This window comes from Paenibacillus sp. JJ1683, assembly GCF_053006485.1.
The window spans coordinates 2114374-2127295 of record NZ_CM129820.1 but is presented as its reverse complement, the minus strand read 5'-3'; the positions used below and the strand labels follow the sequence as shown (position 1 = coordinate 2127295).

General features: G+C 44.5%; 15 protein-coding genes. 7 read left to right on the top strand and 8 right to left on the bottom strand.

Features of this window, described 5'->3' with window-relative positions; genetic code table 11:
- The first annotated feature begins 41 nt into the window (after nucleotides 1-41).
- The gene (locus ACUC6J_RS09355) at nucleotides 42-1268 is read left to right on the top strand and encodes an MFS transporter (protein ID WP_117289541.1); all 1227 of its coding nucleotides are present in this window, start codon (nucleotides 42-44) and stop codon (nucleotides 1266-1268) included.
- 209 nt (nucleotides 1269-1477) lie between these two features.
- The gene (locus ACUC6J_RS09350; RefSeq protein WP_123797091.1) at nucleotides 1478-2104 is read left to right on the top strand and encodes a BclA C-terminal domain-containing protein; all 627 of its coding nucleotides are present in this window, start codon (nucleotides 1478-1480) and stop codon (nucleotides 2102-2104) included.
- 74 nt (nucleotides 2105-2178) lie between these two features.
- Here the strand turns inward: ACUC6J_RS09350 and ACUC6J_RS09345 are convergent, their stop codons facing one another.
- On the bottom strand, nucleotides 2179-3009 hold the full coding sequence (locus ACUC6J_RS09345; RefSeq protein ID WP_016819255.1) for a DegV family protein: 831 nt from the start codon (nucleotides 3007-3009) through the stop codon (nucleotides 2179-2181).
- Nucleotides 3010-3336: 327 nt separating this feature from the next.
- Here ACUC6J_RS09345 and ACUC6J_RS09340 point away from each other — a divergent pair, with 327 nt between their 5' ends.
- Nucleotides 3337-3858 (top strand): hypothetical protein, encoded by a 522-nt coding sequence (locus ACUC6J_RS09340; RefSeq protein WP_016819254.1) that lies wholly within the window; start codon nucleotides 3337-3339, stop codon nucleotides 3856-3858.
- Between the two features lie 88 nt (nucleotides 3859-3946).
- Here the strand turns inward: ACUC6J_RS09340 and ACUC6J_RS09335 are convergent, their stop codons facing one another.
- From ACUC6J_RS09335 to ACUC6J_RS09325, 3 genes are all read right to left on the bottom strand, one after another.
- Nucleotides 3947-4528, bottom strand: a complete 582-nt coding sequence (locus ACUC6J_RS09335; RefSeq protein WP_016819253.1) for an NAD(P)H-dependent oxidoreductase — start codon at nucleotides 4526-4528, stop codon at nucleotides 3947-3949.
- A 72-nt stretch (nucleotides 4529-4600) separates the two neighbouring features.
- Entirely contained in the window at nucleotides 4601-5023 is a 423-nt protein-coding gene (locus ACUC6J_RS09330) for a MarR family winged helix-turn-helix transcriptional regulator (protein WP_016819252.1), read from the bottom strand.
- A 191-nt stretch (nucleotides 5024-5214) separates the two neighbouring features.
- Complete coding sequence (locus tag ACUC6J_RS09325; protein WP_016819251.1) at nucleotides 5215-6366, bottom strand: iron-containing alcohol dehydrogenase; 1152 nt, start codon at nucleotides 6364-6366, stop codon at nucleotides 5215-5217.
- A 246-nt stretch (nucleotides 6367-6612) separates the two neighbouring features.
- On the opposite strand from ACUC6J_RS09325, the gene ACUC6J_RS09320 reads away from it, so the two are divergent.
- From ACUC6J_RS09320 to ACUC6J_RS09305, 4 genes are all read left to right on the top strand, one after another.
- Nucleotides 6613-7647, top strand: a complete 1035-nt coding sequence (locus ACUC6J_RS09320) for a stalk domain-containing protein (protein ID WP_045243871.1) — start codon at nucleotides 6613-6615, stop codon at nucleotides 7645-7647.
- A gap of 265 nt (nucleotides 7648-7912) precedes the next feature.
- Nucleotides 7913-8437, top strand: coding sequence for a GNAT family N-acetyltransferase (locus ACUC6J_RS09315; protein WP_031463300.1), 525 nt, complete (start codon nucleotides 7913-7915; stop codon nucleotides 8435-8437).
- Between the two features lie 33 nt (nucleotides 8438-8470).
- Nucleotides 8471-8842 (top strand): iron chaperone, encoded by a 372-nt coding sequence (locus ACUC6J_RS09310; protein ID WP_447250101.1) that lies wholly within the window; start codon nucleotides 8471-8473, stop codon nucleotides 8840-8842.
- A 287-nt stretch (nucleotides 8843-9129) separates the two neighbouring features.
- Nucleotides 9130-9807 (top strand): tetratricopeptide repeat protein, encoded by a 678-nt coding sequence (locus tag ACUC6J_RS09305; RefSeq protein ID WP_016819245.1) that lies wholly within the window; start codon nucleotides 9130-9132, stop codon nucleotides 9805-9807.
- Nucleotides 9808-9916: 109 nt separating this feature from the next.
- Here the strand turns inward: ACUC6J_RS09305 and ACUC6J_RS09300 are convergent, their stop codons facing one another.
- The 4 genes from ACUC6J_RS09300 to ACUC6J_RS09285 all read right to left on the bottom strand — a co-directional run bounded on the left by ACUC6J_RS09300 (nucleotide 9917) and on the right by ACUC6J_RS09285 (nucleotide 12918).
- Nucleotides 9917-10555: a GDSL-type esterase/lipase family protein gene (locus tag ACUC6J_RS09300; RefSeq protein WP_045243873.1), complete on the bottom strand. Its 639-nt coding sequence runs from the start codon at nucleotides 10553-10555 to the stop codon at nucleotides 9917-9919.
- A gap of 69 nt (nucleotides 10556-10624) precedes the next feature.
- Nucleotides 10625-11047, bottom strand: coding sequence for a GNAT family N-acetyltransferase (locus tag ACUC6J_RS09295; RefSeq protein ID WP_045243874.1), 423 nt, complete (start codon nucleotides 11045-11047; stop codon nucleotides 10625-10627).
- A gap of 41 nt (nucleotides 11048-11088) precedes the next feature.
- The gene (locus tag ACUC6J_RS09290; protein ID WP_016819242.1) at nucleotides 11089-11643 is read right to left on the bottom strand and encodes a nucleotidyltransferase family protein; all 555 of its coding nucleotides are present in this window, start codon (nucleotides 11641-11643) and stop codon (nucleotides 11089-11091) included.
- 21 nt (nucleotides 11644-11664) lie between these two features.
- Nucleotides 11665-12918: an MDR family MFS transporter gene (locus tag ACUC6J_RS09285; protein ID WP_031463297.1), complete on the bottom strand. Its 1254-nt coding sequence runs from the start codon at nucleotides 12916-12918 to the stop codon at nucleotides 11665-11667.
- Between the last annotated feature and the right edge of the window lie 4 nt (nucleotides 12919-12922).

Below are 12922 nucleotides of genomic sequence, written 5' to 3'. Positions count from 1 at the left end.
ACTTTACTGCATGAAGGTAATTAGTACCAAAGGAGTTAATCATGAAACGACTGCTATGGATCGGCAGCTTGTCTTATTTTTTAATTGGTCTAGCCCATGTGGTTGTAGGCTCCCTACTGCCCGTGTTGCTAGAGCATTACGGTAGAAACTATACGGATGGCGGAAGCCTGATATTCGCTCAATTTTCCGGCTTTCTGGCTGGAGTCCTACTGTCACCGTGGCTTGCCCGGACTTTTGGCAAACGCCGAAGCCTGATATTTGCCCTACTCCTGCTATGTGCGGCTGAAGTGCTATATTCACTACTGCCGCCTTGGGGCTGGCTATATGCCGTCGGGGCAGTAGCCGGATTTGGCTTCGGCATGGTAGAAGCAGTCATAGGTACTATTGTTATTGGGGGTATTACCCAAGGAACGGGCGCGGCTATGAGCCGTCTGGAAGTCTTTTTCGGGATCGGCGCCTTAGCAATGCCGGCTATCGCCAGCCAATTCATTGCTCTAGGTTGGTGGCGACTGGCATTCCCCATCATCTCCTTGTTTGCAGCCGTAGCCACTATAGCCTGGCTACGCGGGTCCTTTGGCACAATGGACGCTCTATTGGACGAACAAGAACACCGAGGTGACTACCATAAGCGTGCCACTAATTCACTGGAGTCACCTACCGTAAAGGCTTCTAAAAGCAGCCCTATAGGCAATTGGAAGCTCCTTGCATTATTTATCGTTTTTTTCTTTATCTACGTAGGAACAGAGATGAGTCTGGCCAATTTCCTGCCCTCCATGTTCATCGAGCGACTCGGTCTCACACAAGCCGAAGCAGCACTCAGCGTCACCTGCTTTTGGTTGGCAATGGCCTTTGGACGGTTGTTCACAGGCTACATTGCCGATCGATACGGCTACGGTGTCTTTGTCGCTCTGAGCTCACTGGCAGCGACTCTGCTGCTGTGTGTGTTCCCGTTGATCCAAGGCACTGCTGGTGCCTTTGTCCTTATCGTACTGCTGGGACTCGGCATGTCAGGCATCTTTTCCATCGCTCTTGTTTTTGCCAGCAAAATGATGCCAGGTACAGAAGAATCGACGACCAGCCTGCTTATCGGTGCAGGTGGAGTCGGAGGGGCCCTGCTGCCCCTATGGCTTGGAAACAGTATGGATCGTGGAGGGGCAGTTGCTTCAGCTTGGTTATTGGCAGTATTCGCTTGTATCCTGTGCCTGCTTGGCGGTATCCTGTACGCCCTATATGTGCGCAAAAAGCGGCTTCAAACCGCTTCATCATGATATAAGCTACTACTGGCACCCCAAAAGTATCCTTAGTTGACAACCAAGGATACTTTTGGAGGTGCTTTTTACATACTAGACGAATGTACCTTGTACAGAAGCCTGTTTTTAGTCAAAATAGATCGTTTCCTATGAAACACAGGACAGATATCTATGCCTCCTCTAGATGAATGGAGTACTATACAACAAACCATATGGAGGTGTTTGTATTGGGTCGTCCAAAATTGAACCAAAAAAAAGGCCGTAAAAAAGATGTTTTCGTTCGTGCCTGGTTTGATAAGCTAGAAAAAAAGTTTGAGGAAATGCCCCCCAAAAAAAGAAGCCGCTCGAAACGGAAATCGTTTGGTAAAGACATCATTGTCAAAAAGCAAGTTGTACGTGTGAACATTAATCATGATGCTGAAGGGGATTCCAGAACCACAGGTGATATAGCGCAGTTCGGTTACATTTATAATGTGAGGCCCCAACTCGTTTCGATTGAAGGGGAGGTCATTTTCGATACGAACGGCATACTTACACCTGGGATTGCTCACCTTCCAGGGACTACACAAATTGCTGTAGCCGATGCAGGAAAGTATGAAGTCCGCTTTTCGGTGTCGGGTGTGGAACCTAACCAATTCGCCATCTTTATTAATGGCGTACTGGCTGAGGGAACCGTGTACGGCTCAGGAGCGGGAACACAACAGAACACCGGGCAAGCCATCCTCGCCCTGGCATGCGGTGATGTCCTTACTCTGCGTAACCATAGCTCTACTGCTGCTGTTGCCCTGCAAACACAGGCCGGAGGAACTCAAGCCAGCATAAACGCCTCTGTTCTCATTAGAAAATTGGGATAGGCTTAGACTCATGCAAAGCCCCAATATACTAAAAAGGGTTTATCCATCGCACGAGGATAAACCCTGAATACTTTTTAAAAGGCGATAATGATCCCTTTGTCATTGGCATACATTGAACTAATTCCCCTGGTGGGCACAATATGAATATCTTTAAATTGATAGCGGTTCTTCAAGGTATTCATTAACTTTTGCGCCAGTCCGGGATTATTGCAATGAGTAATAACGATGCTTTCTCCTTCGGTACTTCGACCACTTTTTTCAATGGTATCTGCCAACTTTTCAATGATTTGATTTTGACCACGGGCTTGAGTAAATAATGCGATGTTTCCGTCACCATCTGAACCTAAAATGGGCCTGATATGCAAGAATGAGAGTATCTTTCCAGTAATTTTATTCATTCGTCCGTTCTTGACCAAATTATCCAAATTCTCTAAAACAAAATAGGTTTTCATCTTGCTGATAAAGCTCTCCAGGGAAGAGATAATTTCGCTTTTATGATATCCTTCGTCGATCAGCTTGCGTAGTTTTAAAGCTAACAAGAGTTGCCCAGCCGATGCGCTTTTCGAATCGAATACATGAACATCCGCTCCCTCTTCTTCCGCCATATCCTTTGCTACCAACGCACTGGAATACGAGCTGGACAGGTTGCTGGATAATGTAATGGCAAAAGAAGTATGCGCGCCTTGAAAGGCTTCCTTATACAGCATAGGTGATGGTGATGCGGAACCAATCTTGGTTGTACAGGCTTTCATTTCTTCCATAAACTGAGGCAAGTCCAATGTGTCATCATCTATGAAGCATTTTTCACCCAATGTCATGTTTAATGGAATCGTAGTTACTTGCATCTCTTCTTTAAGCTCTGTCGTTAAGTCGCAGCAACTATCTGCTATGATTTTATATCTCACCCAGTACACCCTCACATTATGTTATTTTTCCCGTAATTCTTGTTCTGAATACATGCAGATGATCACTAAGTAAGGAAAATTAATTTCATTATCTCGACGTTAAACTAAATATGGATACTATGTACTATAAAGAATTGCCAACGATAATAACAATGAAATATTTGTGAATTATTATACTTTCCCCCTACACCTTCAGAGGTCTCTTAGCCCAAAACAAAAAAATTCTTTAATCTCATTCATCGACTCGTTACAATTAAATAGTATACTCCAATATTTGCGATAAAATAAACCATGCTAATCTCTGTGATAGTAAGGAGTCTTCAAACTATGCTTAAGCTAATCTCCAAAAAAAGCTTCATTATATGTATTGTTATCCTGATCGCTTTAACGGCATATTTCACAAAAGATCTATGGACGGAGATGTCGGTAAAATCAACGGATCTATCGGAATTGACAATAAACCATATTCCACTAAGCAAGAATATTGCGGAGATTGATTTGACTGCTTATAGAAAGAATCCGGATTTTAACGATAAACACACGAAAGATGCCGATCACAGATATTTTGAAAATTTCTTGATTGTCTATAGCTCTAGTGGAGAGATTATGAAACTGCAAACCTTGTCCGAGAGTGAATTTTCCAGTATCGATGGTCACAAGCTTCAGAAACTTGATGATGTAAAAAATAAATTGGGTAACCATTTCGTGGATCAAAGCTACGACTCCGCCCAAAGCCTAAACGCCTTAGTATATTATGACAAAACAAATCATACAAAGGCTAGTTTTGTATATCCCCATAATAACAAGCAGGATCAGATCGTTGTCTGGACTATATTAGAAAAGTATTAGCACTTATAAGAAAAGGCCAACCCTCAAATGCTGGTTGACCTTGTCGTTTAAAGAATGTCCTACGCTTCTGAACGAATATGAACTAACTTTACAGCACTGTTTTAACCGTGTCTTGTACTTGTTTCAGCAATCCTTTATAACCGTCTTCATCAAGGTAGCCGATACTTCCAAGCAGCAAGTGGCCAACCGATTCAATTCCAACGAAATCAAAAATTCCTGTATCTGATGTGAGCTTCAATCCTGTGGTCATACCGATTTCATCGTAGATCGCGTTGGGAGTACCATGTGTATTCACGATAAACCCTTTTTTACCTGTAAGCAGCTTATTAATCCCTTCTGTACCAGCCGTATAGGCAAAGCCGTATGCAAATACACGATCAACATAACCTTTCAAGATCGCAGGAAGTCCTGTCCACCAAATGGGCGAAATAAACGTAATCGTATCGGACTGCGTGATATACTCCTGCTCTAATTTGATATCAGCCGGTGTTTGTCCAGCTCTCATCGCAGCAGTATCCTCAGGTTTTAATACCGGTTGAAAATTAAGAGCGTATAGATCGCGTACAACGACTTCGTCACCTTTTTCCTTCAAGGTGGTTACAACCGTTTCCAGTATCGCGTGATTAAAGCTTTCAGCGTTAGAGTGAGCATAGATGATAAGATGTTTCATTTTCATGACCTCCAGATGTTTTATTGTTATTTTGGCATTTGTATAGATATCTATACATTTGTTTAAAAAAATTTAAAACCTGTTTTTTACATGCTCCAGCAGATATTCCAGTTGTTTTTGTTCCTCGTCTTTGAGACCCCCATAGATGGTTTCTTTTAATTTATAGGAGATCGTCTCAAATATAGGCTCCAGCTCTTTTCCCTTTTCGGTAAGATAGATCAGAGTAAGCCGGCTATCCTCCCTTTCTTTTTTCCTCTCCACATACCCCAATTTTACTAGCTTGTCGATCAAAACAGTGACTGTGGGCTGCTGACGAGCAATTTTTTGCGTCAATTCCTTAATCGAAAGTCCATCCGTTTGATACAGAAACATCAGTATTCCACCATGGGTAGGTACAATTCCTTCAACTCCATAGGATTCGAGCTCAGATACAATTAATTTATTGATCGAGTCCCTAATGGTTCCTACAAGTGCAGCTGCATTATTTTTTAACATACAAGCATTATTGCATAGACATCTATACAAATCAAGTATTCAGTCAGTCTGATCGGATTTTCACGTATGAAATGCTTCAAAGAATAAGATTTAAGTCTGTTATAATAAGAATGCAAAGGGCCGTCCCTGGTGTTCTTAATCAGTTCCTGGGACAGCCCTTAAAGTATATAACAAAATAATAGCAGTATGATTTATAGAATTTTCTTAAACATTTCGATAACTTGTTCTTTGCTAGGTATGAACGGATTGCCCGGAGCACAAGCATCCTTCATGGAGTTTTCGGCAAGCAAATCTAAATCCACCTCATTTACACCTAGTTCAGAAAGTTTGGCAGGAATCCCTACTTCCTTCGACAGGTCTTTGATTCTTTGAATTACATAGTCCGCGCATTCTTTATCCGTTTTCCCCTTATCTTCAAAACCGATTACCTTAGCGATGGCACGAAACTTCTCTGGTACATGCTTGGCATTCTCCTCCTCCACAATCGGCAGCAGCATGGCATTGCAAACCCCATGAGGCAAATCGTATACGCCGCCTAGCTGATGGGCCATAGCATGGACGTAACCCAACCCGGCATTATTAAATGCAAGTCCTCCCAAGAAAATAGCGTAAACCATTTGTTCACGTGCTTCTATATCATGACCGTCGCTCACTGTACGGGCCAAGTTGTTAAAAATAAGTTCTACTGCTGCCAACGCGGTCGCATTTGTAACAGGATAAGAACCCGGAGTAACCAAAGCTTCAATGGCATGAGTCAAAGCATCTAGTCCTGTAGCTGCCGTTAATGCGGCGGGTTTGTCTACCATCAGTTCAGGGTCGTTGACTGAAATCGTAGCTACGCTATTCTTGTCAACCATAACCATTTTGACTTTGCGCTCTTCGTCCGTAATGACATAATTGATTGTAATTTCTGCGGATGTTCCTGCCGTTGTATTAATGGCGACAATGGGCAGCGATTTATGCTTGGATTGATGAACGCCCTCATACTCCGTTATATGTCCCCCATTGGTAGCAATAATGCCAATTCCCTTGGCCGTATCCTGTGGGGATCCTCCACCAATAGAAATTAAAAAGTCGCAGCCGTTGTCCTGTAGAAATTGAACGCCATCATGTACGTTTTTACAGGTTGGATTGGGCTTGACCTCATCGTATACTACATAGTTCAAGCCAATATCATTCAGCAAGGATGTGACCTTGCCTGCAATTCCACTCTTCATCAGAAACTTATCGGTCACGACCAGTGCTTTGTTTAAATGTAGTTCTTTTATATAGGGTCCAACTTCATGCAAACAGCCTTTTCCCATCAGATTGATAGATGGTACAAAAAATACATGTGCGCTCATAAAAATCTGCCTCCTAAGGATTCACTTTTGATCCCTCGCTAAATACAGAACTACTCTAAAGTGAAACATTTCACATTTGTAATTCTATCTTTATTTAATTTTGATGTCAACATAAAAACACAGATATGACTTTGTTTTATTTTTGTTTATTTTGGTTTTTGAATTAATCCAATAATTGGTACACAACTAATCGGAGGCAGTCTCGTACAACTTAGATGAACAACTTAACAACGAGGTGATGACAGCATGACAATCAACAAGAAAGTAGGGCTGGCTCTGCTGGCCGTATCACTGCTGCAAGCAACCCCGTCTTACGCCAAGTCGGCGCCGCTAACTCCAGTAACAACCGTTTATGTGGATGACCGCCCGCTTGAGCTTACTGCCCAACCGCTACTGCTAGACGGGACAACGCTCGTCCCTATGCGTCAGTTGTTTGAGGCGCAAGGAGCTGTGCTTTCCTGGAACGGAGCCAGCAAAACCGTAACAGCAACCAAAAACGACACGACGCTGACCTATCGTATTGGAGAAGTTGCTGCCACCCTCAACGACAAAACGCTGTCCCTGAACGTTCCCGGACAGATTGTTAAGGGCAACACAATGATTCCACTGCGTTTTGTGAGCGAAGCACTCGGGAGCACAGTGAAATGGGACGCTCTAACCCGAACGATCCGAATTGCCTCTAAAGAAGACTTTTTCACAACGATTCTTTCTGGAGTCAACTTGCGCAGCAAACCAGATTCATCAGAAGCTTCTCCTTCCCTGCGGCTTATTCCAACCGGTGAAAAGGTTCATGTCATCCGCGAGGTTAATGCTCTCTGGCTGGAAGTACGCACTAAAAACAACCTGACCGGATACATATCGGCTAAACCAAAATACAGTGATTACACCAGCACTTCTCTAGCAGAACGGCAGGGTGATGAACTGATCGCCTACGGGCAAAAATTCCTTGGTACCCCTTATAAATTCGGCGCAGCAACCGGACAGACAGCGACCTTTGATTGTTCCTCATTTGTAGGGGAAGTGTTCCGACATACGCTCTCTATCGACCTCCCCCGTGTCTCTTACGATCAGGCAAAAGAAGGCCGGGAGGTGGGGCTGAACGAACTGCGCAAAGGTGACCTGCTGTTCTTCAGTGCGCGTGGGCTGGAGATCGGCCATGTGGCGATCTATGCAGGGAACAACAAATTGCTGCATACTTTCTCCAAAGAGCGCGGCGTTCATTTTGATACGTTTGACGATAAATGGAAGAAACGTTTCGTAACAGCCCGTAGACTGTTTTAAGACGGACTGGATAGCCAATAACAGTAGCTAATCCAGTACCACATTCAATTTTTTCTGTTTGCCTTTTGCCGGACGCCTCCCTTGCGGTTTGCGTTCAGGCGGCAAAAGGATTGATTCGTTCCCCTTATTCAACACGTAATTCGATCCTCTTCTTTAACACTTTCTCTCAAAATCTTGAATATTCCATCAGATCTGCTTAAATAGGTTTAATAGCTTGTGCAGAAAACACGAATATGTATGCTAATGATGGACAGGAGGAATCGTTATGCAATTTGAAACAGATCGGCTCATCATTCGTGATATTTGCAGATCCGATTGGGGAAGTATACATACCTACACGTCATTGCCCCAAGTTACTAGGCACACAGCATGGGGACCCAATACAGAAGAAGATACAAAGGCATATATAGAACAAGTTCTAGTCTCACAGCAGGAAAAGCCACGACAAGACTACGAACTAGCTATATGTCTGAAAAACACTGGAATTCTGATCGGCGGTGTTGGTATTCATGTCAAAGATACTAATGCAGAAGTGGGTTATATTTTAAACCCAGATTATCAAGGAAAGGGTTATGCAACAGAAGCGGCACGAGCCCTGCTAGGATTTGGATTTAGTACACTTGATGTCCATCGTATTTATGCAACATGTCGTCCAGAAAATAAAGCTTCTGAGAAGGTTATGCAACAGATCGGAATGCAACGTGAAGGTATAATGCGAGAACACTGGTACTACAAAGGCGAGTTTCATGATTCATATTTGTACTCTATTCTTGTTGAGGAATTCCTCTGAACGATACAATTTTGATTTTAGGAGGGAACTTACATGGAAGCTTTTGCAGAATATTTAGCGCATATTGATAACCCGCAACATCAAGCCCGAACGGAAGAGGTTTTAGCTTGGGTAATCAAGAAGTTTCCAAATTTAATGCCAAAAATTGCGTGGAAACAGCCTATGTTTACCGATCACGGCACATTTATTATTGGCTTTAGCATAGCCAAACATCATTTGGCTGTTGCCCCTGAAAGGGCAGGGATTCATCATTTTTCTGATTTAATTGTGCAGGCTGGCTATAATCACACCAAGCAGTTGATACGTATCCCATGGGATAGTGCAGTTGATTTCTCATTACTTGAGAAAATAGTCGAGTTTAATATTTTGGATAAGGCCGACTGTTCAACCTTTTGGCGGGAATAAAAAAATAGGATGGACCAATGCAACTAACTCATCTGCATATTCCCAAGTTGTCTTCAGTCACTCAATGTAATACTGATATTTCTCATGCTCCTCCATACAAGGAGGAGTCTTTGTACATACGACATTTTCACAAGCATCAATCTAAACGATGTATACTCTTCCATTCCCCCACCCACATAGAAAGCTATCATTCTTCGAAATCTCATCATGCTAATGCCCCTGAAAGCGCCCCTATGCTATAATGTGGAAAGTATGGATAGCTACATATACAGGAGGATTGGAGCAGAATGATTGGGAAATTTTTGATTTTCTCTCTACTGTGGAGTTTGCTCGGTAACCCGTTTTTGGCAATGCTCGTACTCTTAATCTTGATCTATATATTGGATCGCAGCTTTGTCGGTGTATTGCCCAGCATCAGCAAACCGTGGAAAAGAAGACGCAATGCAGCACGATTGCGTCAACAGATTGCGTTAAACACCAACGATGTGGCTGCCAAGTTTGATTTGGCTCGAATTTGGATCGAAAGCAAGAAATACTCGCAGGCTTTGGAGCTACTATTGGAAATTCAATCCCGATATGAAGATTCAGCAGACTATTGGAACGCGCGGGGTACGGCTGAGGTACACACAACCCATCTGGAGGATGGAGAACAGCATTTACTCAAGGCCCTGGACATTAACCCGCGAGTGCAATACGGTGAGCCCTATTTGCATTTAGCCGCTGCTTTCAAGGAACGTGACGTAAATAAGTCACTACACTATCTACAGCAATTTCAGGAGATCCAGTCTTCTTCTAGTGAGGGCTATTATCTGACAGGCCTAATGTACCGTATGCTGGGACGCAAGGATGAAGCCAGCGCTGCATTTAACCAATCCATTGCTGTCTATCGTTCTCTGCCCAAATACCGCAAACGAAGTGAGCGCAAGTGGGCTGCTCGTAGCTTATTCCGTAAATTAATCGGCTAAACCGCACACTGAAACGCAAAAAAAAGAGGCTTATGATGGTCAGTTCCTACTGGCATCATGAACCTCTTTCTTTCATATACTTTGTCCGATCCGAAGCATCCGCTCACACTCATCGTAACGGCGCATAACCAAGTCGATTCAGTTCTTCCGCAATCACGCGATAACCACGGCTGTTCGGATGTATCCGGTCCAGCGAAAGCAATGCCCGTTCATTGCCTTCGAACGCGGGATAAATGTTCGCTACCCGGTAATTGGGTCCACCCAATGTATAGAGAAACGAGTTGAATTGGCGTACATATACTCCCGCCTCTCTTATCCCTGGAAAAGGATTATATAATCCCACCATTCGGATGATAAATGGCTCACGCTGACCGGACTTTATTTGATACAGGGCATGTACAATTTGGCGTACATGTTCTTTGGTATGATTCAGTGCTTGTGGAATGGAAGAACCTGAAGAGCCTGGGCCTCCAGCAAGTGTACTGATATATGGACGTAGATCATTGCCGCCGATCGTCACCGTTATGAGTTCAGCCCGATTGATTGCTGACCGAAAAAGCGGATTGTTGCGAACCATAGACAGCAGCTCCTGCGATGTCAGTCCGTTGATTCCCAGATTCTCGTAACTGACTGGTGTACGGAGATATCTTTCTGCCATTTGCCGATAGACAGGTACAAAGCCGCCACCTAGCAACGTCCCTGCACCTGTCGTTAAAGAATCTCCAATCGCTGTGTAGTGATACGCCAATGAACCCCACCTCCCTCCGACATAACATATATTATGTAGAAAAAAAGGAAGCGGGACCCGGAGATTCGCTTATTCTTCGTCTATTTCATATACACAATGAAATTGCCCACCATCTGGCAAATCCTCTGATCCATATACAGCAAACCCCACGTTGCGGAAGAAATCTGCCCCCTCCGCATCTGTATCCACCATAAGTCGCTTCGGGCTACGCTCCTTAATAAGCGTAAGCAACATCCCTCTGCCGTAGCCTCTATGACGATTTTCAGGCAATACAGCCAGATGATGGAGCACAATCGTTCCATTCTCCCGCTCCTCAAAACCGACAACACCTACAATAAGTCCTTCATCTTCCACACCGAACAACTTCCATTCATCCGAGGCTTGATAAGCACGCAAAGCTGCCTCTCCGCGTTCAGGATGATCTAGCACGGCGTAGGTAAGCAGCTCCAGCACCTCCTCACGAGCTGAATCTGGTTTTATATTTTTAAACATCGTTAGTCGTCTCTCCTTACAATCTGAAATGAGATTACACTTTAATTTTCCACAATAAGCAACGGCCAGTTATCTAGCCACTGTTTTTCAAATACACGCTGACGAAAAGCCGTAGTGTGACGGAACAATGGGCTTTGACGTACCCGCATATCCAGCAGATCTTCCAGCCCATGCGGACAAATGACCTCCATTTGATCCTTGGCATTCAATCGAATGGCTACAGCAGTTGCCGTCTCTGGCCAGCGACTCATCGCATCCTCTATCGAGGAATACGGAGCCTCCCCATTGCGAATATGCATCCGAGCTTGATTTTTGACAGACCAGTTGCGTCCCGCCTGTTTACGATTCAAGGACTGCTCCAGAAATTCATCTCGTTCCTCTAGCGTATTTTTGGGGTCAAAATAAATAACATCGATATCGTTTAGTGGTGTAGCTGTTGTATAACCATGTAGCTTGTCCCACACACGGTTGCGTACATAGCCCGCGGCTATACAACCTTGCGGAAGCTTCAGCTCTCGCACATAGCGCAAGTCTTCCAAGACCTGTGGATCATTCATATATTGTATGATTCGTAGCACATCTTCTTCCGACTTCATCCTGTACTCAGCCCCCTTTTTTTATGATGACAGTTGCTGCACAGACTCTGCTCCTTGAGCCGCGAACCGGGCTGTACGCTGCGCCAAACGGCGGCGTGCGACCAGCAGGAAGGGAATACCGATCACAACCGACAGTGCAACCGGAACAAACACGGCAAGCGGTGCCGTTTGACCATAGACATCCAGCAACCAGCCACCAAATAAAGGAGCCAGTACACTACCCAAATTATTAAAGCCGATCGTACCGAAGTAGGTCCCTTTATATTGAGCATCAGCAATTTGATCAATCAGTACGTCCAGCATCGTGAACAATAATACTTCGCCTATTGTAAACAGCACCATATCCAGTATAAACATCCAGCCTGAGTTTAGCATACCGCACAGCAGCAAGCTGACCGCAATACATATATTCCCTGCTATTAAGGAATTCACTGGAGAAAAGCGGCTTGCCAGCCGCACCAGTGGATACTGAAAAGCCAATACGCAAACCGCGTTGACCGTTAGCATGTATGTAAACCACCGGGTACCTTCCTCGAAGGACAACGATAAAAATTGAGGCATTGTCGAATTGGAATGGGCATAGCCCATTACGCAGAATACAGTTCCCAACAGAATCGGCATAAATATGGGATCCCTGCTGGCTGTTCGGAACGCCTCGCCTATCCGCAGCGGAGCCTCTCCCGCTGTTGTGCCTACATGCAGATCCGATGCATACCGAGTAAACTGGATCAACAGCAGTACCCCGTACAGAGCATACACACCAGCGGCTACCATGAACGGCGTACCTGTAGATGCCGATCCCAACATCAAACCAAGCAGCGGTCCTGCCACCACACCAACATTAATCGCCGCATATCTCATGTTATAGACAAGCAATCTCTTCTCCTTGGGGGTTACATCGGATAATAGCGCCCGCGAAGTTGGCTCGAACAAGGATCTGCACAGTCCATTCAGAGCATTAATGACAAAAAAGGCCCAAGCCGCTTCTGCCAACGCAAAAGCGACAAATACAAGCGCCCAACTCGCGATGGATACCAGCATGACCTTACGTCGTCCGATCCGATCTGAAATATATCCACCGTAAAAGCTGGCAAAAATGCCAACCAGCGAGCTGACCGATACGATCACCCCCGTATGAAAGGGGGTAACCCCCAGACGGGTGGTCAGATAAATAGACAAAAATGGGATGCTCATAGAGGTCGCCATCCGACCAAAAATCGTACCCGCTATAATTGTCCAGGCCAGCGGGTGAATGGAACTCAGCTGTTCTTTCATATAT

Bases quoted from the DNA above. Each gene is read 5' to 3' on its own strand.
- ACUC6J_RS09310 (WP_447250101.1), top strand. From the start codon at position 8,471: ATGGAAGCTTTTGCAGAATATTTAGCGCATATTGATAACCCGCAACAT.
- ACUC6J_RS09295 (WP_045243874.1), bottom strand. From the start codon at position 11,047: ATGTTTAAAAATATAAAACCAGATTCAGCTCGTGAGGAGGTGCTGGAG.
- ACUC6J_RS09315 (WP_031463300.1), top strand. From the start codon at position 7,913: ATGCAATTTGAAACAGATCGGCTCATCATTCGTGATATTTGCAGATCC.
- ACUC6J_RS09325 (WP_016819251.1), bottom strand. From the start codon at position 6,366: ATGAGCGCACATGTATTTTTTGTACCATCTATCAATCTGATGGGAAAA.
- ACUC6J_RS09285 (WP_031463297.1), bottom strand. From the start codon at position 12,918: ATGAAAGAACAGCTGAGTTCCATTCACCCGCTGGCCTGGACAATTATA.
- ACUC6J_RS09335 (WP_016819253.1), bottom strand. From the start codon at position 4,528: ATGAAACATCTTATCATCTATGCTCACTCTAACGCTGAAAGCTTTAAT.
- ACUC6J_RS09330 (WP_016819252.1), bottom strand. From the start codon at position 5,023: ATGTTAAAAAATAATGCAGCTGCACTTGTAGGAACCATTAGGGACTCG.
- ACUC6J_RS09355 (WP_117289541.1), top strand. From the start codon at position 42: ATGAAACGACTGCTATGGATCGGCAGCTTGTCTTATTTTTTAATTGGT.
- ACUC6J_RS09340 (WP_016819254.1), top strand. From the start codon at position 3,337: ATGCTTAAGCTAATCTCCAAAAAAAGCTTCATTATATGTATTGTTATC.
- ACUC6J_RS09290 (WP_016819242.1), bottom strand. From the start codon at position 11,643: ATGAAGTCGGAAGAAGATGTGCTACGAATCATACAATATATGAATGAT.
- ACUC6J_RS09320 (WP_045243871.1), top strand. From the start codon at position 6,613: ATGACAATCAACAAGAAAGTAGGGCTGGCTCTGCTGGCCGTATCACTG.
- ACUC6J_RS09305 (WP_016819245.1), top strand. From the start codon at position 9,130: ATGATTGGGAAATTTTTGATTTTCTCTCTACTGTGGAGTTTGCTCGGT.